The following is a 20,224-nucleotide window of genomic DNA, read 5'->3' as shown; positions in this document are numbered from 1 at the left end:
GTTCGCATGACATCAGTCGATCAATCGCCCGTTACGCCCCAGCCGCCCGTCACGCCTTATGTCGCGACGCTGGTCGCGAATCCGGCCGCGCCCGCCCTCACGGATGCCGTCGTTCGGCGCGCGGCGCAAGCCCTGCCGGGCACGCCGCCGGCCCGCTGGCTCGATGCCGGCATCGCGGCCGATCTCGTGTTTACGCCGGAACCGGGCGATTCGCCGCGCGCCATTGCCGACCGCCTGCGCGAATCGGTTGCCGACGCGCCTGTGGACGTCATCGTCCAGCCCCTTCTCGGCCGGCGCAAGAAGCTCTTCCTCGCCGACATGGATTCCACCATGATCGGACAGGAGTGCATCGACGAGCTGGCGGACTTCGTCGGCCTGAAGGCAAAGGTGTCCGCCATCACGGAGCGCGCCATGCGTGGCGAGCTGGCCTTCGAGCCGGCGCTGCGCGAGCGCGTGGCGCTGCTGCGCGGTCTGCCGGTCGGCGTCGTCGACCGCATCGTCGCCGAGCGCATCACGCTCACGCCGGGCGGCGCGCGCCTCGTGCGCACCATGCGCGCGCACGGCGCCTACACCTGCCTGGTGTCGGGCGGTTTCACCCTGTTCACAAGCCGCATCGCGCTGCTCACCGGCTTCCACGAGCACCGCGCCAACCGCCTCGTGGTGAAGGAGGAGCATCTGGCCGGCGTCGTCGAGGAGCCGATTCTGGGCCGCGAGGCCAAGCTCGCCACCCTGCGCGAGCTGCGGGAGGCGCACGGCCTCGCGCTGCACGAAACGCTCGCGGTGGGCGACGGCGCCAACGACCTCGCCATGCTGGAGGAAGCCGGCCTCGGTGTCGCCTTCCGCGCCAAGCCGGCCGTGGCCGCGGCCGCACACGCCCGCGTCGAGAAGGCGGATCTCAGCGCACTTCTCTATATCCAGGGCTACAAGCGCGAGGATTTCGCGGCCGACTGATCATTCCTCCAGCCGGATGGCGACGAAACGCACGTCGCCGTCGCGCCCGGTCACCAGCAGCAGCGCCGAGCGGCGGCCTTCCTTGCGCAGCGTCTCAAGCCGGCGTTCCACTTCCGCCGGCGCCGTCACCGGCGACTTGCCCACTTCCGTGATCACGTCGCCGGGCTCGATGCGCTTGTCGGCGGCGGGCGAATCGGGCTCAACCTCCACCACCACAACGCCCTTGATGTCCTCCGCCAGCGCATACTGCTGGCGCAGTTCGTCGTCGATTTCCGAAAGGCGCAGCCCCAGCGTCCGGCCGGACCGTGCCTTGCTGGTCTCTCCCGCTGCCTGGGCCTGCGCCTTCTCGCCGTCCTCAAGGCGGCCCAGTGTCACCGAAGCCTTGCGTTCCTTGCCGTCGCGCAGCAGCGTTACGTCGACGCGCTTGCCGACCGGCATCGCCGCGACGGTGCGCGACAGGTCGCGCGGCTCCTTCACCCGCTTGCCGTCGATCTGCACGATGACGTCGCCCGTCTTGATGTCCGCGTTCGCGGCCGGCCCCTTGCCGTCGATGCTGGCGACGAGCGCGCCATCCTGGCCACCGAGGCCGAGCGCCTCCGCCGTGTCCTCGTCCACGGGCTGGATGCGCACGCCGAGCCACCCGCGGCGCGTCTCGCCGAACTCCCGCAGTTGGGCGACGGTTGGCGCCGCAAGTTCCGCCGGCACCGCGAAGCCGATGCCCACCGAGCCGCCGGAGGGCGACAGGATCGCCGTGTTGATGCCGATCACCTCGCCCTTCAGGTTGAACAGCGGCCCGCCCGAGTTGCCCCGGTTGATGGCGGCGTCCGTCTGGATATAGTCGTCGTAGGGTCCCTGCTCGATGTTGCGGCTGTGGGCGGAGACGATGCCCGCCGTCACCGAGCCGCCGAGCCCGAAGGGGTTGCCGATCGCTACGACCCAGTCGCCGATGCGCAGGCTCTCCGAATTGCCGAACTTCACCGCCTTCAGCGGCTTATCGGTCTTCACCCGCAACACGGCGAGGTCGAGCTTGTCGTCGCGCCCCACGACCTCCGCCTTACGTTTGGCGCCGTCCGTGAACACCACGGTGATGTCGTTCGCCTCGCCGATCACGTGATTGTTGGTGACGACGATGCCCGATTCGTCGATCACGAAGCCCGAACCCGCCGATTCGGCGCCCCGTGGGCGCGGCCCGCCCTCATTGCGACGCTTGCGGAACTCGTCGAACAGGTCACCGAAGGGCGAACCGGGAATGGCGGGCGGCACCTCCCCCCGCTTCGTGACGGTTTCCGTCTCGGCGGCGGAAATATTGACGACGGCGTCCATCACCTCGCTGGCGAGGTCGGCGATGGCCTCCGGCCCGCGCGCGAAGGCGGGCGCGCCGGCCATGCCGAGCATCAGCGCCGCGGCCAGCACGGCGCCGCGCCACAGGCACACGCCGCTCCTCGCGGCCTCATGCGTGAACGGCGTTTCGAATCGTCGGGGAGCGTGTGCGGTGTCGTGCATGGTGCTGCGGTGCCCAGAGCCTTTCCGGAACGAGCCTGACGGGCTTTTCCGTCCGGAGCAGTGAAAAACGGAAAGATGGAACGGGCCGGCGTTTCCGTGAAGGGGCAGGCCGCTCCGACGTTCGACATTCAGCTATAATAGGCCACCGCGGCGCACCGTCCAGACCACCACGACGCCGATGACGGCGAACACGATGCCGACGAGGCGCATGCGTTCGACCGGCGAATCCGCCGCCTCGCTCAGCACCCGGCGGGCGACGCCGGGCAGCGCGGCGAAGAATATGCCTTCCAGCGCAAGCAGCAGCCCGAAAGCGGCAAGAAAATCTGTCATTCGCCGTCAAGCCCCTCCCGGCAACGCGGCGAAACGGCCGGCCCCCGCGGCTGCGATCTCCCTGGTCGCGCCATGGCCGATGCTTCGCTCTTCTTCTGGTAAAAAGATCACGGCCGAACGCAAAGATAAAGGCTCTTTGGGCTCACGGCCAACATAATCACACCGGCGTGGGCGGCTGTCCCGCCGCATCCACGAAAAAGGCGGACGCCCGCTGGGGCGCCCGCCGCTTCAAACTGCTTACTGCCCGGGCGTACTTCCGGAAGACGCCTGCGGCGTCGCCGTGCCGCCGGGGCCGCCGAGGTAGCGGAAGAACGGCGAATCGGGCGAGAGCACCCAGCGCGTGCCGCTGCCGACGAGGCTCGTGGTGTAGGCCTGCAGCGAACGGAAGAAGGCGAAGAACTCGGGGTCGCGGCTGTACGCCTCCGCCAGGATACTGTTCACCTGCGCGTCGCCCTCGCCTCGCGTCTGCTGCGCCTGCTGGTTGGCGTCGGCCTTGATCACGGTCACGTCACGGTCGGCGCGCGCCCGGATGCCCTGCGCGAGCTGCGAGCCCTGCGCGCGGATGTCCGCCGCCTCGCGCTGGCGCTCCGTCTGCATGCGCTGGAAGACCGCCTCGCTGTTCTGCTGCGGCAGGTCGGCGCGGCGCAGCCGCACGTCGATCACGGTGAGGCCAAGGCCCTGCGCCTGCCTGTTCACCTCATCGCGGATTTCGCCCATCAGCCCGGCGCGGTTGGTGCGCACGATATCCGTGAACGTCGCCTCCGCCACCACCGACCGCACTGTCGAGTTGATGATGTTGGCGAGCCGCAGGTTGGCGCCGGCGATGTTGTTCACCGTCTGATAGAAGCGCACGGCGTCCGTCACCTTGTAGCGGGTGAAGGCGTCGACCACGAGCCGCTTCTGGTCGGCGGCGATCACTTCCTGCTCCGGCAGGTCGAGGTCGAGCACGCGGTTGTCGATGTCGACCACGGTCTCGATTAGCGGCAGCTTGAAATAGAGTCCAGGCTCGGTCGCCACGGAGCGCACGCCGCCGAAGCGCAGCACCAGCGCCTGTTCCGTCTGGTGGACGATGAAGGTCGCAGTGTAAAGCACGAATACCACGATCGCGAGAATCACCGCGCCGGCGATCTTCAGGGTCTGGCTGTTCATCGGGCGGCTCCCTGCTGAATGACCGTTCCGGCCTGCGGTGCCTGCGCCGGCGGCCGCGCGGCCGCGCCGGCCTGCGGCTGCAACACGCCCGGCACCTGCAGCGCGCCGAGCGGCAACAGCGGCAGCGCCCCCTGCGTGCCGCTCTGGTCGAGAATGACCTTGTCGGTGCTGCCGAGCACCTTCTCAAGCGTCTCAATGAACATACGCTCGCGCGTCACGGCGGGCGCGGCCTTGTAGGTTTCATACACCTGCGTGAACCGTCCCGCCGCGCCGCGCGCGTCCGCCACCACGCTCTCGCGATAGCCTTCCGCCGCCTGGGTGATGCGGGCAGCCTCACCGCGCGCCTCCGGGACGACGCGGCTGGCATAGGTTTCCGCCTCGTTGCGCAGACGGTCCTGGTCCTGCCGTGCGGCCTGCACGTCGCGGAACGCATCAATGACCTGCTGCGGCGGGTCGACCTTCTGCAACTGCACCTGCCGGATTTCGACGCCGGCGCCGTATTCGTCGAGCTGCGCCTGCATCAGCCTGCGCACCTCGGATTCGATGGGGCCGCGGTCCGTGGTGAGCACGGCCTGGATGTTGCGCCGGCCCACCTCTTCGCGCATGGCGCTTTCCGCCACCGCCTTGATGGAGGCATCGGGGTTCTTGAGGTTGAACACGTAGTTTTCCGGGCTGCTGGGGCTGACCTGCCACTGCACGGTGAAGTTGATGTCGACGATGTTCTCGTCGCCGGTGAGCATCAGGCTTTCCTCGGGCACCTCGCGCTGCGAGATGCGCTGCGACGTATCGCCCGTGCGCTGGCCCACCTCGATCGTATTGACGGTGGTCACGCGCGGCTTGATCACCGAGCCGACCGGATAGGGGAAGTTGTAGCGCAGCCCCTCGCCCGTCTTGCCGACGAACTTGCCGAAAATCAGGTTCAGGCCGACCTCGTCCGGGCGCACCGTGTAGAAACCGGTCGCGAGCCACAGCAGCACCGCGCCGAGTGCGACCACGGCGATGCCGCGCGCTCCGCCGCCCCCGCCGGGGAGTATGCCCTTCAGCTTGTCCTGACCGCGTCTCAGGATATCCTCGAGATCGGGCTGTTGCCCGCCGCCGCCTTGCGGCCCGGTGCCCCATGGTCCCTGTGGTTTCTGGCCCCACGGACCGCCGCTCTGGTTACTCCAAGGCATAAGTCAGCCATTCCCTGTTCTGGTGTTCCGCCCGCAGGCGGGACGTCCGCGCCCGCATGCCTTCGGCATGATCTTTCAATACGATGCCCGCAACTTGGGTGGCGCGGGCGGCCCCGTCAAGCTCCAAAACTCCCTTAATGCGTCGATCGCCGGCGCATGGTCCGGAAAAGCGCGCGCCGGTTCCGTAAACGGCGGCGCGCGGACAGACCGACAAGAGTGATATGACGATTCGGGAAAAGGTCATATCGCGTCAGCGCGCCGTCGCTCGTAGTCGACGAAGGCGAAGGCGTGGTCGTCCCGCTCTCCCGGCGCGTGCGCCTCGCGACGAACCTCCCGGAACACGTCGGCCGGAATGGCCGGAAAGAAGGCATCGCCGTCCGGCGCGGCATCGACCCACGTCAAATGGAGACGTTCGGCGAGCGGCAGCGCCTGCGCGAAAACGTCGCCGCCGCCGGCGATCACGATTTCATCAGCGCCGTCGCGCATCGCCATGGCATCCGCCAGCGCCAGCGCCTCGTCGAGATCGCAGGCGCGTGCGACCTCCCCGTCCTCGGGCGTCACCGGAAGTGCGGAGCGGCTCAGCACCACGAGCGGCCGGCCGGGCAGCCGGCCCAGCGCCGGGGCGCCGTCCTTGCCCGGGCGGGCGGGCGGCAGCGATTCGAACGTCCGCCGGCCCATCACCAGCGGCTTGCCCGTTGTGAGCGCGCGGAATCGCTTCAGATCGCTGCCAAGCCGCCATGGCAAGGTGTTGCGCACGCCGATGACGCCGTTAGACGCGACGGCGGCGACGATGACCAGCGGATGACGCGACGCCCGTTCCGCCATCGCTCACACCGCAACCGGCGCCCGGATGGCCGGGTGGGGATCGTAGCCCGCGACGGTGATATCCTCCGCCAGGACGTCGAACACCGACGTCACCCTTTCATCGATCGAGAGGCGCGGCAGCGCGCGCGGTTCCCGCGCCAGTTGCGTGCGCGCCTGCTCGATGTGGTTCAGGTAGAGATGCACGTCGCCGAAGGTCATCACCAGCTCGCCGGTCTTGAGCCCGACGACATGGGCGATCAGTTCCGTCAGCAGCGCATAGCTCGCGATGTTGAAGGGCACGCCCAGAAACACGTCCGCCGAACGCTGGTAGAGCTGGCAGGAGAGGCTACCGTCGACGACGTAGAACTGGAACAGGCAATGGCAGGGCGCGAGCGCCATCTTCGGGATGTCAGCCGGATTCCACGCGCTCACCACCAGCCGGCGCGAATCAGGATTGCGGCGAATTTCCTCGACGACCCAGGCGATCTGGTCGACCGTCTCGCCGTTCCCGCCGGCAAACGCCCGCCACTGCTTGCCGTAGACCGGGCCGAGATCGCCGTTCCCGTCCGCCCACTCGTCCCAGATGGTGACGCCGTGCTCGTGCAGATACGCGACATTGGTGTCGCCGCGCAGGAACCACAGCAATTCATGGATGACGGATTTCAGATGGACGCGCTTGGTGGTCAGCAGCGGGAAGCCCCGCGTCAGATCGAAGCGCACCTGCTCCCCGAACAGCGACAGCGTGCCGGTGCCGGTGCGGTCATCCTTGTGCTTCCCCTCGCGCAGGATGCGATCGAGCAGATCGAGATAGGCGCGCACGATCACATCTCCCCAACGAAACGCTGCAGCCCGGCGCGGAAAAACGCGCTGGCGGTGACGCTAGCACAGTCGCCTGTCGCGCAGAAAGAAGACGGCTCAAAATCGCTGGGGAGAGCGCATCCTATCTGGAATTATTCCAGATTATGGCCTCTTCCATCCGGGATGAATAGCCCCTATATTCATTTTGCCGTCGCAAGACGGCTATGACGATAAACGGTCATCGCAATAAACCATTCGGACCCGGGGGCGGTACCCGGCGCCTCCACCAAAGCCCGGCACACGCCTGAGAAGGCCGGGTTTCGGCGGGGGCGAAACAGGATCGACGAGGGTGTAAAGGGTGTGCTTTCGTTCGGCATGGTTCCGCCGTCATCGGGCCGAAACAATAGTTGCCAACGACAACTATGCTCCGGTTGCTGTCGCCGCGTAATGCGGTACCGGTAATCGATTCAAAGTCCCTGCGGTTAGCCCCGTAGGGCGGGGTTCGGAGGCACCTGGCAACAGAAGCCTCCACTTCCCTTTCGCAGGACGGTCGAACGGGCGGATCGGAATATGCTTTTCAGGGCTTGCGCTGCCCCCTGCAAGTCTGGCATCAACGTTGCCCGGAGATGCGGATTCTGCATCGGGATTTTTCAGGCATCCGTTCCATGGCTCAGGACTTCATCCGCTACGACCTCCACGTCCAGGACGCCCTCCGCGGCGTCGTCCGCAAGGTGCTGGCCGATGTGGCGCGGGACGGGTTGCCGGGCGACCATCATTTCTACATCACCTTCCTGACGCGCCACCCCGGCGTCCGGCTGTCGAATCGCATGCGGGCCGAGTATCCGGACGAGATGACGATCGTGCTCCAGCACCAGTTCTGGGACCTTTCGGTCTCGGAAACGGCGTTCGAGGTCGGGCTGTCGTTCAAGGGCATTCCGGAGAAGCTGGTGGTGCCGTTCGACGCGCTGACCGGCTTCTTCGACCGTTCCGTCGATTTCGGCCTGCGCTTCGAGACGGATCTCGACACACTTGACGACGACGAGGCGGATGAGGCGGAAACCGATTCCGTTCCCGCCGGAGAGGTTACGCCAGCCACCTTCCCCCGCCGCATTTTCGAGATCGCCCCGCCAGTCCGCCCCGGCGAGACGGACGACAGACAGCTGGACGACACCGTCTCCTCGTCGCACGGAACCGTGGCGACGGAAGAGACGCCGGCGCAGGAGCGGGCTTCCGCTCCCGAGGGCGCTGGCGAGGATGGCGACGCCGACCAGCCCGCAGGCGACGGCGAGCAGACCGGTGCGCAGGTAGTGCGGCTCGACGCATTCCGCAAGAAGAACACCTGACCGGGCAAGGCGTGACAAAGTCACTGATTCGTCACCCGATCCGCAACGATCCTTCTTAACCCCCTTTGCGAGACGCTACGGCTGCGGCTATACCACTTCCCCAATGGGCATGGCCACCTGGTTGCGCCCAGACGAGAGAGCGAAGCATCGCTGGCCGGTTCGGGATCGTGGATCGCGAAGGGTTGCGGTGGTGCCTTGCGCATGTGGTTTTGAGCGAGCGCTTCCCGGGGAAGCGTATCGCCCTTCCGAGGAGCGCCCGATGTCGCAGACCCGTACCGAAACCGATTCCTTTGGCCCGATCGAGGTTCCCGCCGATCGTTACTGGGGCGCGCAATCCCAGCGCTCGCTCCAGAATTTCCGCATCGGAACGGAGAAGATGCCGCTGCCTCTCGTCCATGCGCTCGCTCTGGTGAAGCGCGCGGCCGCGCTCGTCAACAAGGATCTCGGCGTGCTCGACGGCAAGGTGGCCGACGCTGTCGCATCCGCGGCGGACGAAGTGATCGCGGGCAAATTCGACGACCACTTCCCGCTCGCCGTCTGGCAGACGGGCTCCGGCACGCAGTCGAACATGAACGCCAACGAGGTGATCGCCAACCGCGCCAACGAGCTGCTCGGCGCGCCGCTCGGCTCCAAGACGCCGGTCCACCCGAACGATCATGTCAACAGGGGCCAGTCGTCGAACGACACCTTCCCGACTGCCATCCACATCGCCGCCGTGCTCGACGTCAGCAATCGCCTGTTGCCGGCGCTGGAGCATCTGCACAAGGCGCTCGTCGCCAAGTCGGAAGAGTTCGGGGACATCGTCAAGATCGGCCGCACCCATCTGCAGGACGCCACGCCCGTCACGCTGGGCCAGGAATTCTCCGGCTACGCGGCGCAAGTCGAAACCGGCATCCGCCATGTGAAGAAGGGCATCGAATCCCTTTATCCTCTGGCACAGGGCGGCACGGCCGTCGGCACCGGCCTCAACGCCCATCCGGAATTCGCGGCGCGCTTCGCCGCCAAGGTCGCGGAAATCACCGGCCAGCCCTTCGTCACCGCGCCGAACAAGTTCGAATCGCTGGCAAGCAACGATGCCGTCGTGTTCGCGCACGGCGCGCTGGTGAGCGTCGCGACCGCCCTGTTCAAGATCGCCAACGACATCCGCCTGCTCGGCTCCGGCCCGCGTTCGGGCCTCGGCGAGCTGTCCCTGCCGGAGAACGAGCCCGGCTCGTCGATCATGCCCGGCAAGGTCAACCCCACGCAGTCGGAAGCGGTGACGATGCTCGCCGCGCAGGTCATAGGCAACGGCACGACGATCTCGGTCGCCGGCAGCCAGGGCCACCTCGAACTCAACGTCTACAAGCCGGTCATCGTCCATGTATTCCTGCAGTCTGTGCGGCTGCTCGCCGATGGCGCCGTGAGCTTCACCGACAACTGCGTCGTCGGCATTCAGCCCAACCGGGAGCGCATCACGGAGCTGCTGGAGCGCTCGCTCATGCTGGTGACGGCGCTTGCGCCGAAGATCGGCTACGACGCTGCGGCGGACATCGCCAAGGCCGCCCACAAGCACGGCACCACCCTTCGCGAGGAAGCGCTGAAGTCCGGCAAGGTCACGGCCGAGGAGTTCGATGCCGTCGTCCGCCCGCAGGACATGCTGGCCCCGCACTGACCGCCGCCGCCATGGCCGAACTCATCAACCTGCGCCGTGCCCGCAAGGCGCGCGCCAGATCGGAAAAGGAAGCGCAGGCGGCGGAGAACCGCCTGCGCTCCGGCGTGCCGAAGGCTGAGCGGACGCTCTCCTCCGCCACGCGCGAGAAAGACGAACGCCGTCTCGACGGGCATCGCCTCGCGGAAACCGATGCCGCCCGATCGCGTTCCGATGACGACGGCAAGGCGTGAGCGGAAGCAGCATGAGCGCAACCGGCGTGAGCGAGACCGTTATCAAGCGTTCGGTCATGATCGCCGGGCATCGCACCAGCGTATCACTGGAGCAGCCGTTCTGGGACGCCTTGCGCGAGATTGCCGAAAACCGTCAGACATCGGTAGCGGCATTGATCGCCGACATCGACACAGCGCGCGGAGACAGCAACCTGTCTTCCGCGATCCGCGTCTTCGTGCTGGCACAGTTCCGTCAGGCGGCTGCAGCCAGGGCGTGACCCCGAAAAGCGGGACAAGCCATCACCCCGCGCCATAGCGGGCGAGAGAAAGATCCGACACGTCGAGTTCGGGCGCCGCACCCGTCACGATGTCGGCCAGCACTTTTCCCGATCCGCAGGCCATCGTCCAGCCCAGCGTTCCATGACCTGTGTTGGTGTAGAGATTAGCGAAGCGCGTCTTGCCGATGACCGGGGTGCTGTCTGGCGTCATCGGCCGCAGGCCGGACCAGAGCTGCGCAGGGGCCGGATCGCCGCCATGCGGGAACAGGTCGTGCAGCACAAGTGACAGCGTGCCCTTACGGTCCGGATGCAGCGCAATCTGATAGCCGGACACTTCCGCCATGCCGCCGACGCGGATGCGATCTCCGAGGCGGGTGATCGCGACCTTGTAGCTGTCGTCCAGCACCGTGGAAACCGGCGCCGCCTCCGCATCGGCGATATCGACCGTGATCGAATAACCTTTCACGGGATAGACCGGCAGGCGCAGGCCGAGTGGCTTCAGCAACTGGGGCGAGAAGCTGCCCAGCGCCACCACGACACCGTCGGCCTTCTCGATACCGTCCGCCGTGCGCACCCCGGTGACGCGGTCACCTTCGGCACTGAGGCCGAGGATCTCGACGCCGTAGCGGAAAGTCACGCCCGCGCCGGCGGCTTGCTGCGCCAGCGCATTGGTGAACTTGAAGCAGTCTCCCGTCTCGTCGCGGGGCAGGCGCAGACCGCCGACGATCTTGTGGCGCGTATGCTTAAGCGCGGGCTCCGCCGTGACGCAACCGTCGACCGTGAGCAATTCGAATGGCACGCCGTACTGGCGCAGAACCTCGATATCGCCGCCGACGGCATCGAGCTGCTTCTGCGTGCGGAAGAGCTGCAGCGTGCCCTGCGTGCGCTCGTCATAGGCGATGCCGGTTTCTGCCCGCAACGCATCGAGGCAGTCGCGGCTATATTCGGCTATGCGCACCATGCGGGCCTTGTTGGCGGCATAACGCGCAGGCGTGCAGTTGCCGAGCATCTGCACGAGCCACGCCAGCATGGCGGCATCCGCCCGAGGCCGCAGGATCAGCGGCGAGTGCTCCATGAACAGCCATTTGAACGCCTTCAGCGGAATTTCAGGCGATGCCCACGGCGAGGCATAGCCGGGTGAAATCTGCCCCGCGTTGGCGAAGCTCGTTTCAAGGGCGGGCCCCTGCTGGCGGTCGATGACGGTAACGTCGCAGCCAGCCTTCGCCAGATACCAGGCCGAGGTCACGCCAACGACGCCGGCGCCCAGAACAATCACTTTCATGGGATCACGACTCTCTCGATGTTAAGAAATCCGGCCGGAAGTCAGGCCCGCGCCTCACCGCTATAGATGCGCCTGTAGCGATGACCGAGCGATGTCAGGATCTCGTATCCAATGGTGCCGGCCGCGTCCGCCACCTGATCGACGCTCTGGTGGTCGCCGATCAGTTCGACCCGTGCATCCGTGCCGACCGCGCCTTCCGGCAGCGAGGAGATGTCTACCGAGATGCTGTCCATCGACACGCGGCCCAGTATGGGCAGGCGGTGACCGTCGAGGTAGACCGTGCCGCGCCCGCCCAGACTGCGCAGCCAGCCGTCCGCGTAGCCCACGGACAGCGTGGCAACGCGCACGGGCGCAGGCGCTTCGAAGGTGTAACCGTAGCCGACATGGACGCCGCGCGGGATCGCCCGCGTCTGGATGACACGTGCGTGGAGGCGCACGACCGGGCGCATCGGATTGGGCCTCCCCGGCAGGGGATTGATGCCGTAGAGCGCCGCGCCGGGACGTGCCATGTCGAAATGATAGTCCTGCCCCAGGAAGATGCCGGAGGAGTTGGCGAGACAGCGGCGTGCGCGAGCAAAGGCGGAATGGGAGGCGAGGACATCGTGGCCGGCGCGGAAGTTGGCGAGTTGCTCGGCATTGGCGGCACGTGCCGGTTCGTCGGCGCAGGCGAGATGGCTCATGACGAAAAGGATGTCGAGCCCCTCGAAAGCCCGCGCGTTCTGCGCGAGCGTCCGCACCTCCGCCGGCGCGAGGCCAAGGCGCGACATGCCGGTATCGATCTGTACGACGGCGGGCAAGATGCGGCCGAGCCGCGCTGCCTCCGCGCGCCACGCGGCGAGATGATCGGCTGAATTGAGCACCGGCACGACCGCCGCTTGCGCGCACGCGCCGACGGCGTCGCGCGTGAGGCCATTCAATACATAAAGAGTGCTGTCGTCCGGCAGCACAGGCCGCAGCGCCAGCGCTTCGTCGAAATGCGCGACGAAGAAGTGGCGGCAGCCTTCAGCGTGCAGTTCCGGCGCGACGCGCGACGCGCCGAGGCCGTAGGCATCCGCCTTCACCACGCCGGCGCACTGGGTCTGCCCCAGCCGCGCCTGCAACAGGCGGTAATTGGCGCGGATGGCCGCGAGGTCGATTTCCAGCAAACCGGCCGAGGGTGTCGGCGACGATTCTTCATTCGGGTGGGGAGGGAAAGCCATCGCATATGCCGCCGGTAGAAGCGCCTGACATCTCCCGGCGGCCGCCCGATAGAACGCCCGCCGGTGTGGTAACTCGACCATCCAAAAAGGCGCGTGCAATGTGGCGAATATCCGGACGGATATGAAACTTTAGCTTCAGCTTCCGTCCAGGAAAAGCCGGTAGGCGGGATTGTCCGTCTCCTCCCACCAGGGATAGCCAAGCTCCTCCAGAAAACCGGCGAATGCGGGCCGGTCGGCCTCCTCCACCTGGATGCCCGCGAGCACCCGGCCGAAATCCGTGCCGTGGTTGCGATAGTGGAACATCGAGATGTTCCAGTCCGAGCGCAGCACCTCCAGAAAGCGCAACAGCGCGCCCGGGCGTTCCGGAAATTCGAACCGGTAGACGAGTTCGTTGCCCACCGAGGCCGCCCGTCCACCGACCATATGGCGGACGTGCAGCTTCGCAAGCTCGTTGTCGGAGAGGTCGATCGCCGGGTAATCACGCTCCTTCAGCAGGGCGAGGATCTGTTCCCGCTCCCGCTCGCCGTCGCGCAGCTGCACGCCGACGAAAATATGGGCATCGGCGCCGGCCGCATAACGGTAGTTGAACTCCGTGATCTGGCGGTCGCCCAGCAGGCGGATGAACTGGCGGTAGCTGCCCGGCCGCTCGGGAATGGTAACGGCGATCAGCGCCTCGGACCGCTCGCCGACCTGCGCCCGTTCGGCCACGTGCTGCAGGCGATCGAAGTTGAGGTTGGCGCCGGAGTTGATGGCGATCAACGGGCCGTTGCCGGCCTCCGGCAGCGTGCGGTAGCGCTTGAGCCCCGCGAGCGCCAGCGCGCCGGCCGGTTCGGCGATGGCGCGGGTGTCGTCGAAGATGTCCTTGATCGCCGCGCAGATTTCGTCGCCTGAAACGGTGATGATGCCGTCGAGCCGTTCACGGCAGATGCGGAACGTCTCCACGCCCGCCTGCGCTACGGCGACGCCGTCCGCGAACAGGCCGACATGCGGCAGCACCACGCGCTCGCCCGCGGCGATGGCGGCCTTCATGCTGGCGGCGTCGTCGGGCTCGACGCCGATCACCTTCACATTGGGGCGCAGGAACTTGATGTAGAGCGCGATGCCCGACGCCAGGCCGCCGCCGCCGATGGGCACGAAAACGGCTTCCAGCGGCCCCGGATGCTGGCGCAGCAGCTCCACCGCGACCGTACCCTGCCCGGCGATCACATCCGGATCGTCGTAGGGGTGGACGAAGACGAGGCCTTGCTCGCGTTCCAGTTCCATCGCGTGGCGGCGCGCGTCGTCGAAGGCGTCGCCGAACAGCACCACCTCGCCGCCGAGATTGCGCACAGCCGCGACCTTGATGCCGGGCGTGGTGCGCGGCATGACGATGACGGAACGGATGCCGAGCTTCTGGGTGGCGAGAGCCACGCCCTGGGCGTGATTGCCGGCCGAGGCGCAGATGACGCCGCGCGCGCGTTCCTCCGCCGAAAGTTGCGCCACCTTGTTATAGGCGCCGCGCAGCTTGAAGGAATAGACCGGCTGCAGGTCCTCACGCTTCAGGAAGACCGGCGTGCCGATGCGCTGCGACAGACGCCGCATCGGATCGAGCGGAGATTCGATGGCAACGTCATAGACCGATGACGTCAATATCCGGCGGATATAGTTTTGCGTGTCTGGCATCGCTCGCCTTTGCCTGTCATGCTGTGATATATTTATATGGTGCGCGTTCGCGATCCTTCGCCGGCCCTGCCGGCGGCGATGACAGAGCAATAGCGCACCTTCGCGCCCGGCGGAACCACCGCTTTGCCGGATCAGAGTCGCGTTGCGAACATATACACCGGCCGCGATTGCCTGTTATTATCCGCTACGCCGGATATGCGGGCGGAAAATTGCCGAACGACAGTTTCCGATCTGGCGGCGGAGTGACGGGGGCACGCCCCCGCAGGTTGAGGAGAACGCATGTCCGACGACGACACGCCGCAAGTCATGGCGTTCGATGAAATGATCGACATCAATGAGGTGCTGCAGGCACTCGATCGCGATCTGGAGCGCCGCCTGGATATCGCCCGGAGGCTGGAACCGATCCTGCGAGACATCGTCCGTTACTATGGCGTCCCGCCTGACAACTGGCATTCGTTCGGCATCATCTTCCGCTTCGATAATCAGGATAGCGGCAAAGTGGGGCTTGAGGTAGGCGGCATGGCGCTGCGGGCGTCAGGAACCCGCGGGCGCCACCCGGACGCCGCGGCAACGGCCCATGTGGAGGCCCATGTTCCGGCGACATCCGGCGGAGCGCCGCCCGGCAGCGAGCCGGGCGAGGACGGCTGACGAAAAAACCGCACGGCCCTTCTACGCGCGGGCGGCCTGTGTCACACTGGCGTCGGCGCCGTTCGCCATAAGTTGCCATCATTGCAACGCTCCAAGGGGGCCGTCATGTGGATCATCCTCGGCGTCATCGTCGCACTCCTGCTTTACACCGTCTTCGTCTACAACGGGCTGGTGTCCCTGCGGCAGCGGGTCAATCAGGCATTCGGCGATATCGACGTGCAGCTCAAGCAGCGCCGCGACCTTGTTCCCAACCTCGTCGAGACGGTGAAGGGCTATGCCGTGCATGAGCGCGAGACGCTCGATTCGGTCACGCGGGCGCGCCAGCTTGCCCTTGAGGCGCAGGGTTCCGCCGGACAGGCCAGTGCCGAGCAGGCGCTGACGGGGGCACTGGGCCGGCTCCTCGCCGTGGCCGAAGCCTATCCGGACCTCAAGGCGAGCGGCAATTTCCAACAATTGCAGCTCGATCTTTCCGATATCGAGAACAAGCTCGCGGCCGCGCGGCGCTTCTTCAACAACGCGGTGAGCGAATACAACGCCGCCATCGAATCGTTTCCCGCCACCCTGTTCGCCCGGAACTTCGGCTTCACGCACCGGGAGTTCTTCGACGTGGGCGAGACGGCGCGCCAGCAGCTCGACGCGCCGCCGACGGTGAAATTCTGATAGACGGTTGCTGAATGGCCGCGTTCGGGATCTATACGCATATCCGGGCCAACCGTGTCCGTTCCGCGCTGCTGATAGCGGGGCTATTCCTGCTGGTGTATGTGCTCGTGTTCGCGGGCGCGCTGGCCGGCGAGGCGCTCGCGGCGAACGCGCCTTTCGATGTGCTCGTCCGTCGTGCGCTGGACGGCTTCGTCACGACGATTCCCGTCGCCACGCTGGCGGCGCTCGCGTGGATCGGAATCGCCTACTTCTTTCACCAGAAAATCCTCGGCGCGATCACCGGCTCGCACGACATCACGCGCGCCGACGCGCCCGAGCTTTATGCGCTGCTCGAAAACCTGTGCATCTCGCGCGGCCTGCGCACGCCCCGCCTCGCCGTCATGGAAACGGATGCGCTGAACGCCTATGCCTCCGGCCTCAACGAAGACCAGTATACGGTCACCGTCACGCGCGGCCTGCTGGCGACGCTGAACCGCGCCGAGATCGAGGCAGTGCTCGCCCACGAGTTGACCCACATCCGCAACAGGGATGTGCAGTTGATGGTGACGGCGATGATCATCGCCGGCGTGGTCTCGTTTTTCGGCGAGATGCTCTTCCGCTGGCTGCGGTTCGCACCCATGCGCTCGTCCTCCCGCGACAACGACCGGAAGGGCGGCGGCGCGGCGCTAGCCATCTTTGTCGCGCTGGTGCTGGCGGTTCTGGCGTGGGTGCTATCCATCGCCATCCGCTTCTCGCTATCGCGTTCGCGCGAGTATCTCGCGGATGCCGGAGCGGTAGAACTGACGAAAAACCCGGACGCGATGATCTCGGCGCTGCTGAAGATATCCGGCCATAGCGACGTTCCCGCCGCGCCATCTGCCGTCATGGAAATGTGCATCGATAACCCGCGCACCGGCTTCAGCAGCCTTTTCGCGACACACCCGCCCATCGGGGACAGGATCGATGCGCTGGTGCGTTATGCCGGCGGCCACTTGCCGAGCGAGCCCTTGCCCGTTCCCGGCACAGAACCGGCGACGACCGACGCCGCTCCGGAGCCCGGCACCGACGCCGGCGGCCCCTGGAGCCGCCGGTGGCGCGACAGATGGAACGCCCGCCGCCCAACAGACAACCAGCCCCCTCCCCGGAAAAGGGGGCCGTGGGGATGACCCGGTCCCGAAAGGGATCGGATCTGCTCTCAACCGTTCATCTCGCGGAGCACCGAACGGTTGCAGAGGCGCAACGTCCGGGCCGACTCGAGAGCAATCACGCCCGTGGCCTCCAGTTGCGTGAACGTGCGTGAAACCGTCTCGATCGTCAGGCCGAGATAATCGGCCATGTCCTGACGCGACATCGGCAGATCGAACGCCGCGCCGGCAGTATCGAGCACATCCTTGCCGACGATCCGGTTCGCCATCGCCAGCAGGAAGCAGCCCACCCGCTCCTGCGCGCTGCGGCGGCCAAGCAGCAGGATGTGCTGCTGCGAGCGGTACAGCTCACGTGCCGTCATCTCCCACAATGCGCAGGACATGTCGCCGCCGGTCTCGATCTGCGCGTGCACCGTGCGCATCCGTACGACGCGAAAGGTGGCGCGCGACACGGCTTCCGCGCAATACAGGTGCCGGCGGCCGAATTCCAGCCCGACGATGTCGCCGGCCATGTAGAAGCCGTCGATCTGCCGACGTCCGTCGTTCAGGATCTTGCAGGTACGGATGACGCCGCTTTCGATCCTGTAAAGATTGTCGACTGCGTCGTCTTCCGCGTACAATTCGCCATTGCGGGCGACCGTGCCCGGCGTCCCGATCTCGGCGAACATATGGACGATCCGCGCGTCGAGCGACCAGTCGGCGATCTGCTCGGCGGAAGGCCGCCACTGCCCGCGTATTCTCGCGTCGGCGAGGTTCACCGGAGAGGCAGGAAGAGGGATAGCGGCGGTGGTGACAGTCTGGGGCGTTTGCAGGATGCTGGACATGTCGTCTCCCTTCGTCATGTCCTTTGTGTATCGCCGTCCCGCGTGACGCGGAATCCGGTCGACTGCGTAAGGGAAATCCCGTAGTACCGGATGTTGAACCCTTTATGCGGTCGGCGCAAGGTAGCGGGCAACGACCTGCGGCAAAATCATGCCAGCCTGCGCGGCGGTTCGCGGCCGCCCGAGAGACGCACCGGAACGACGCCCGACCGGGATCACCGGACCTGAGCGAAACAGAGACCAACGATGATCGACCGTCTGTCCCGAAACGAACCCGGGGGCGCCCAGAAACAAGGCGCCGGGAAAGATTATTACCCGCCGCAGGTCCCGGATGCCTTGCGGCAGCGCAATGTTTCTGCGAAAGCTGCCAACTCGCCGGAGGACGGGGTTTCCGCCTGCCCGCTTTTCCGTATCCGTTCCGGAGCGGCGCAAGCGCTGGCACCCGCCCGCGTCGGCAGGCGCGTGCCTTATCTTTATTACGGACGAGGGCTTCTCGCGGTCGCCTTCGTTGGCATGCTGGGCTTCGTCTTTCAGCTTGGCGACGAACCGTTGCTGCTACAGCCGATGCTGCTCCTCGCCGTTCTGTTCGCATGCGAGCGCGGTTTCCGTCCCGGCGTGGTCGCGACCGCCGTAGCGCTGGCAGTCGCCGGCGCGCTCACTGATCATGCGCCGGGCGAGGCGCAGGCCGATATAGCCGCCGCCGCCGCCTTCGCCCTGGTTGGCCTCGGCATGGCGTACTACGGCGAGCGCCTGCGCACCCGGAACGAACACCAGGAGGCGCCCGAAGCCGACACGGCGGCGCGGGACCTGCTCGCCCGGGAGGCGCATCTGCGCTCGATTCTGGATACGGTGCCGGATGCCATGGTCGTGATCGATCGTTTCGGGCGCATCCACTCCTTCTCCCGCGCGGCGGAGCGCCTGTTCGGCTTTACCGCCGAGGAGGTGATGGGCCGGAACGTCTCGATCCTGATGCCCTCTCCCTACCGGGAGGATCACGATCGCTACATGGAACGCTACCTGCGGACCGGCGAGAAACGCATCATCGGCATCGGCCGCGTCGTCATGGGACAGCGCAAGGACGGCTCCACCTTCCCGATGCAACTTTCTGTCGGCGAAACAACCGCGCCCGGCGATGTCTTCTTCACCGGTTTCGTCCGCGACCTGACCGAGCGGCAGAAGACGGAGACGCGGCTGCAGGATCTGCAGGCGGAACTCGTCCACATCTCGCGTCTGACGGCGATGGGCGAAATGGCTTCCACGCTGGCGCACGAACTGAACCAGCCGCTGACCGCCATCGCCAACTATCTGCGCGGCCTGCGCCGCCTGCTGGAGAACGATGACGAGCCGCGCGCCACACGCATCCGCGACGCGCTGGAGAAGGCGTCCGACCAGGCCCTGCGCGCCGGCCAGATCATCCGCCGCCTGCGGGAGTTCGTGGCGCGCGGCGAAAGCGAGCGGCGTGTGGAAAACCTCACCAAGGTGATCGAGGAGGCAAGCGCGCTGGCGCTTGTCGGCGCCCGCGAATACGGAACGCGCGTCACCTACCACCTCGATCCCCGCGCCATGTGGGTGCTGGCGGACAAGGTGCAGATACAGCAGGTGCTCGTGAATCTGTTGCGCAACGCGCTGGAGGCGGTGCAGGATTCCGATGTGCGGGAAATCCGCGTCGTGACGAAGCCGATTGAAGACGGCATGGTGGAAGTGAGCGTCGAAGATACGGGACCCGGCCTTGTGCCCGATGTCGCGAGGCGCCTGTTCCAGCCCTTCGTGACGACGAAACAGAACGGCATGGGCGTGGGACTGTCGATCTCGCGCACCATCGTGGAGGCCCACGGCGGCCAGATCAACGCTGACGGCGCGTCCGGCGGCGGCACTATCTTTCGCTTCACCCTTCGCTCGGCCCAAGAGGAGTCTCCGGAGCATGCGTAGTGGCCCCGTCCATGTGATCGATGACGACGAATCAGTGCGCGATTCCCTTTCGTTCCTGCTGGAAGGCATGAACCTGACCGTCCTGACCTATCCTTCCGCAGAGGCATTTCTGGAGCAGCGGCCCTGGGGACTCGGCGGCTGCATCGTCACGGACGTGCGCATGCCCGGCATCAGCGGCATAGATTTGCTTCGCATCCTGAAGGAAAAGGGCATCGACCTGCCCGTGATCGTCATCACCGGCAACGCCGATATTCCGCTCGCCGTCGACGCCATGAAGATCGGCGCCAGCGATTTCCTCGAAAAGCCGTTCGATGACGAGACGCTGCTGGCGGCCATCCGCATCGCGCTCGACGGTAGCAGGGCCTCGCCGCGGGCGACCGCCGAGGCCTGCGAAATCAACGAGCGGCTGCAGACGCTGACCAGCCGGGAACGTGAGGTGCTCGACGGGCTGGTGAAGGGTCTCACCAACAAGCATATCGCCGTCTCGCTAGGAATCAGCCCGCGCACGGTCGAGGTCCATCGCGCTCATGTGATGACGAAAATGAACGCCGCCAGCCTGTCGCATCTCGTCCGCATGGCGCTCGTCAGCAGTAACGCGCTGGATTCCGGGCAGAATCTCGCCGGCGAGACCGGAGCATCCTGATCTGTGAGCGATGCCGGATGGTTGATGCAGGTCAAGGCATCCGTTTGCGGACTATGGCGAAATGACGC

20 protein-coding genes and 1 other RNA gene are annotated in these 20,224 nt (G+C 66.3%); 11 read left to right on the top strand and 10 right to left on the bottom strand.

Going from position 1 to position 20,224, the window contains the following annotated elements:
- Nucleotides 1–6 precede the first annotated feature (6 nt).
- Nucleotides 7–951 carry a phosphoserine phosphatase SerB gene (gene serB, locus FHS82_RS07830; protein WP_166950654.1) on the top strand — a complete coding sequence of 315 codons (945 nt, stop codon included), beginning with the start codon at nt 7–9 and terminating at the stop codon, nt 949–951.
- Here serB and FHS82_RS07825 read toward each other — a convergent pair whose 3' ends face one another.
- From FHS82_RS07825 to FHS82_RS07800, 6 genes are all read right to left on the bottom strand, one after another.
- A complete protein-coding gene (locus FHS82_RS07825; protein ID WP_166950653.1) occupies nt 952–2,454 on the bottom strand; it encodes a DegQ family serine endoprotease in 1,503 nt (500 codons plus the stop codon). It abuts the gene before it with no gap.
- Between the two features lie 132 nt (nt 2,455–2,586).
- Nucleotides 2,587–2,784 (bottom strand): DUF2065 family protein, encoded by a 198-nt coding sequence (locus FHS82_RS07820; RefSeq protein WP_166950652.1) that lies wholly within the window; start codon nt 2,782–2,784, stop codon nt 2,587–2,589.
- Nucleotides 2,785–3,021: 237 nt separating this feature from the next.
- The gene (gene hflC, locus FHS82_RS07815; protein WP_166950651.1) at nt 3,022–3,933 is read right to left on the bottom strand and encodes a protease modulator HflC; all 912 of its coding nucleotides are present in this window, start codon (nt 3,931–3,933) and stop codon (nt 3,022–3,024) included.
- Nucleotides 3,930–5,105: an FtsH protease activity modulator HflK gene (gene hflK, locus FHS82_RS07810; RefSeq protein WP_166950650.1), complete on the bottom strand. Its 1,176-nt coding sequence runs from the start codon at nt 5,103–5,105 to the stop codon at nt 3,930–3,932. The genes hflC and hflK overlap by 4 nt, the downstream gene beginning before the upstream one ends.
- Nucleotides 5,106–5,345: 240 nt before the next feature.
- The gene (locus tag FHS82_RS07805; protein ID WP_166950649.1) at nt 5,346–5,930 is read right to left on the bottom strand and encodes a dihydrofolate reductase; all 585 of its coding nucleotides are present in this window, start codon (nt 5,928–5,930) and stop codon (nt 5,346–5,348) included.
- A gap of 3 nt (nt 5,931–5,933) precedes the next feature.
- A complete protein-coding gene (locus tag FHS82_RS07800; protein WP_166950648.1) occupies nt 5,934–6,728 on the bottom strand; it encodes a thymidylate synthase in 795 nt (264 codons plus the stop codon).
- Nucleotides 6,729–6,875: 147 nt separating this feature from the next.
- Between FHS82_RS07800 and ssrA the strand changes: the two genes are divergently transcribed.
- The 5 genes from ssrA to FHS82_RS07775 all read left to right on the top strand — a co-directional run bounded on the left by ssrA (nt 6,876) and on the right by FHS82_RS07775 (nt 10,188).
- Nucleotides 6,876–7,240: a transfer-messenger RNA gene (gene ssrA / locus FHS82_RS07795) on the top strand.
- A gap of 132 nt (nt 7,241–7,372) precedes the next feature.
- Nucleotides 7,373–8,050 carry an SspB family protein gene (locus tag FHS82_RS07790; protein ID WP_166950646.1) on the top strand — a complete coding sequence of 226 codons (678 nt, stop codon included), beginning with the start codon at nt 7,373–7,375 and terminating at the stop codon, nt 8,048–8,050.
- Between the two features lie 259 nt (nt 8,051–8,309).
- The gene (fumC, locus tag FHS82_RS07785) at nt 8,310–9,701 is read left to right on the top strand and encodes a class II fumarate hydratase (protein ID WP_166950644.1); all 1,392 of its coding nucleotides are present in this window, start codon (nt 8,310–8,312) and stop codon (nt 9,699–9,701) included.
- An 11-nt stretch (nt 9,702–9,712) separates the two neighbouring features.
- A complete protein-coding gene (locus tag FHS82_RS07780; RefSeq protein ID WP_166950642.1) occupies nt 9,713–9,931 on the top strand; it encodes a DUF4169 family protein in 219 nt (72 codons plus the stop codon).
- Between the two features lie 11 nt (nt 9,932–9,942).
- Nucleotides 9,943–10,188 (top strand): ribbon-helix-helix domain-containing protein, encoded by a 246-nt coding sequence (locus FHS82_RS07775; protein ID WP_208394142.1) that lies wholly within the window; start codon nt 9,943–9,945, stop codon nt 10,186–10,188.
- Between the two features lie 22 nt (nt 10,189–10,210).
- On the opposite strand, the gene FHS82_RS07770 is transcribed toward FHS82_RS07775, so the two are convergent.
- The 3 genes from FHS82_RS07770 to ilvA form a co-directional block, all read right to left on the bottom strand.
- Nucleotides 10,211–11,470 (bottom strand): D-amino acid dehydrogenase, encoded by a 1,260-nt coding sequence (locus FHS82_RS07770; RefSeq protein WP_166950640.1) that lies wholly within the window; start codon nt 11,468–11,470, stop codon nt 10,211–10,213.
- A gap of 41 nt (nt 11,471–11,511) precedes the next feature.
- On the bottom strand, nt 11,512–12,669 hold the full coding sequence (gene alr / locus FHS82_RS07765) for an alanine racemase (protein ID WP_166950638.1): 1,158 nt from the start codon (nt 12,667–12,669) through the stop codon (nt 11,512–11,514).
- 135 nt (nt 12,670–12,804) lie between these two features.
- Nucleotides 12,805–14,361 carry a threonine ammonia-lyase, biosynthetic gene (gene ilvA / locus FHS82_RS07760; RefSeq protein ID WP_343042541.1) on the bottom strand — a complete coding sequence of 519 codons (1,557 nt, stop codon included), beginning with the start codon at nt 14,359–14,361 and terminating at the stop codon, nt 12,805–12,807.
- A 249-nt stretch (nt 14,362–14,610) separates the two neighbouring features.
- Here ilvA and FHS82_RS07755 point away from each other — a divergent pair, with 249 nt between their 5' ends.
- The 3 genes from FHS82_RS07755 (at nt 14,611) to FHS82_RS07745 (ending at nt 16,784) form a co-directional block, all read left to right on the top strand.
- Entirely contained in the window at nt 14,611–14,979 is a 369-nt protein-coding gene (locus tag FHS82_RS07755; protein WP_166950634.1) for a hypothetical protein, read from the top strand.
- Between the two features lie 105 nt (nt 14,980–15,084).
- Entirely contained in the window at nt 15,085–15,639 is a 555-nt protein-coding gene (locus tag FHS82_RS07750; RefSeq protein ID WP_166950632.1) for a LemA family protein, read from the top strand.
- A gap of 14 nt (nt 15,640–15,653) precedes the next feature.
- Nucleotides 15,654–16,784 carry a M48 family metallopeptidase gene (locus FHS82_RS07745; protein WP_166950630.1) on the top strand — a complete coding sequence of 377 codons (1,131 nt, stop codon included), beginning with the start codon at nt 15,654–15,656 and terminating at the stop codon, nt 16,782–16,784.
- A gap of 29 nt (nt 16,785–16,813) precedes the next feature.
- Here FHS82_RS07745 and FHS82_RS07740 read toward each other — a convergent pair whose 3' ends face one another.
- Complete coding sequence (locus tag FHS82_RS07740; protein WP_246225183.1) at nt 16,814–17,587, bottom strand: helix-turn-helix domain-containing protein; 774 nt, start codon at nt 17,585–17,587, stop codon at nt 16,814–16,816.
- Nucleotides 17,588–17,830: 243 nt separating this feature from the next.
- Here FHS82_RS07740 and FHS82_RS07735 point away from each other — a divergent pair, with 243 nt between their 5' ends.
- Together FHS82_RS07735 and fixJ are read left to right on the top strand one after the other, a co-directional pair.
- Entirely contained in the window at nt 17,831–19,513 is a 1,683-nt protein-coding gene (locus FHS82_RS07735; RefSeq protein WP_246225181.1) for a sensor histidine kinase, read from the top strand.
- Nucleotides 19,506–20,156: a response regulator FixJ gene (gene fixJ, locus FHS82_RS07730; protein ID WP_166950627.1), complete on the top strand. Its 651-nt coding sequence runs from the start codon at nt 19,506–19,508 to the stop codon at nt 20,154–20,156. The genes FHS82_RS07735 and fixJ overlap by 8 nt, the downstream gene beginning before the upstream one ends.
- Nucleotides 20,157–20,224 lie beyond the last annotated feature (68 nt).

Origin of the sequence: Pseudochelatococcus lubricantis, assembly GCF_011762225.1 — a bacterium.
In the GTDB taxonomy this organism is placed as follows: Bacteria; Pseudomonadota; Alphaproteobacteria; order Rhizobiales; family Beijerinckiaceae; genus Pseudochelatococcus; species Pseudochelatococcus lubricantis.
This window is presented reverse-complemented; position numbering and strand designations above follow the sequence as displayed.

What these genes read in the sequence shown, in the direction of transcription:
- FHS82_RS07735 (WP_246225181.1), top strand. Translation starts at nt 17,831, where the DNA reads ATGATCGACCGTCTGTCCCGAAACGAACCCGGGGGCGCCCAGAAACAA.
- FHS82_RS07745 (WP_166950630.1), top strand. Translation starts at nt 15,654, where the DNA reads ATGGCCGCGTTCGGGATCTATACGCATATCCGGGCCAACCGTGTCCGT.
- FHS82_RS07825 (WP_166950653.1), bottom strand. Translation starts at nt 2,454, where the DNA reads ATGCACGACACCGCACACGCTCCCCGACGATTCGAAACGCCGTTCACG.
- FHS82_RS07820 (WP_166950652.1), bottom strand. Translation starts at nt 2,784, where the DNA reads ATGACAGATTTTCTTGCCGCTTTCGGGCTGCTGCTTGCGCTGGAAGGC.
- serB (WP_166950654.1), top strand. Translation starts at nt 7, where the DNA reads ATGACATCAGTCGATCAATCGCCCGTTACGCCCCAGCCGCCCGTCACG.
- FHS82_RS07780 (WP_166950642.1), top strand. Translation starts at nt 9,713, where the DNA reads ATGGCCGAACTCATCAACCTGCGCCGTGCCCGCAAGGCGCGCGCCAGA.
- FHS82_RS07775 (WP_208394142.1), top strand. Translation starts at nt 9,943, where the DNA reads ATGAGCGCAACCGGCGTGAGCGAGACCGTTATCAAGCGTTCGGTCATG.
- FHS82_RS07740 (WP_246225183.1), bottom strand. Translation starts at nt 17,587, where the DNA reads ATGTCCAGCATCCTGCAAACGCCCCAGACTGTCACCACCGCCGCTATC.
- fumC (WP_166950644.1), top strand. Translation starts at nt 8,310, where the DNA reads ATGTCGCAGACCCGTACCGAAACCGATTCCTTTGGCCCGATCGAGGTT.
- FHS82_RS07755 (WP_166950634.1), top strand. Translation starts at nt 14,611, where the DNA reads ATGTCCGACGACGACACGCCGCAAGTCATGGCGTTCGATGAAATGATC.
- alr (WP_166950638.1), bottom strand. Translation starts at nt 12,669, where the DNA reads ATGGCTTTCCCTCCCCACCCGAATGAAGAATCGTCGCCGACACCCTCG.
- fixJ (WP_166950627.1), top strand. Translation starts at nt 19,506, where the DNA reads ATGCGTAGTGGCCCCGTCCATGTGATCGATGACGACGAATCAGTGCGC.
- FHS82_RS07750 (WP_166950632.1), top strand. Translation starts at nt 15,085, where the DNA reads ATGTGGATCATCCTCGGCGTCATCGTCGCACTCCTGCTTTACACCGTC.
- hflC (WP_166950651.1), bottom strand. Translation starts at nt 3,933, where the DNA reads ATGAACAGCCAGACCCTGAAGATCGCCGGCGCGGTGATTCTCGCGATC.
- hflK (WP_166950650.1), bottom strand. Translation starts at nt 5,105, where the DNA reads ATGCCTTGGAGTAACCAGAGCGGCGGTCCGTGGGGCCAGAAACCACAG.
- FHS82_RS07790 (WP_166950646.1), top strand. Translation starts at nt 7,373, where the DNA reads ATGGCTCAGGACTTCATCCGCTACGACCTCCACGTCCAGGACGCCCTC.
- FHS82_RS07805 (WP_166950649.1), bottom strand. Translation starts at nt 5,930, where the DNA reads ATGGCGGAACGGGCGTCGCGTCATCCGCTGGTCATCGTCGCCGCCGTC.
- FHS82_RS07770 (WP_166950640.1), bottom strand. Translation starts at nt 11,470, where the DNA reads ATGAAAGTGATTGTTCTGGGCGCCGGCGTCGTTGGCGTGACCTCGGCC.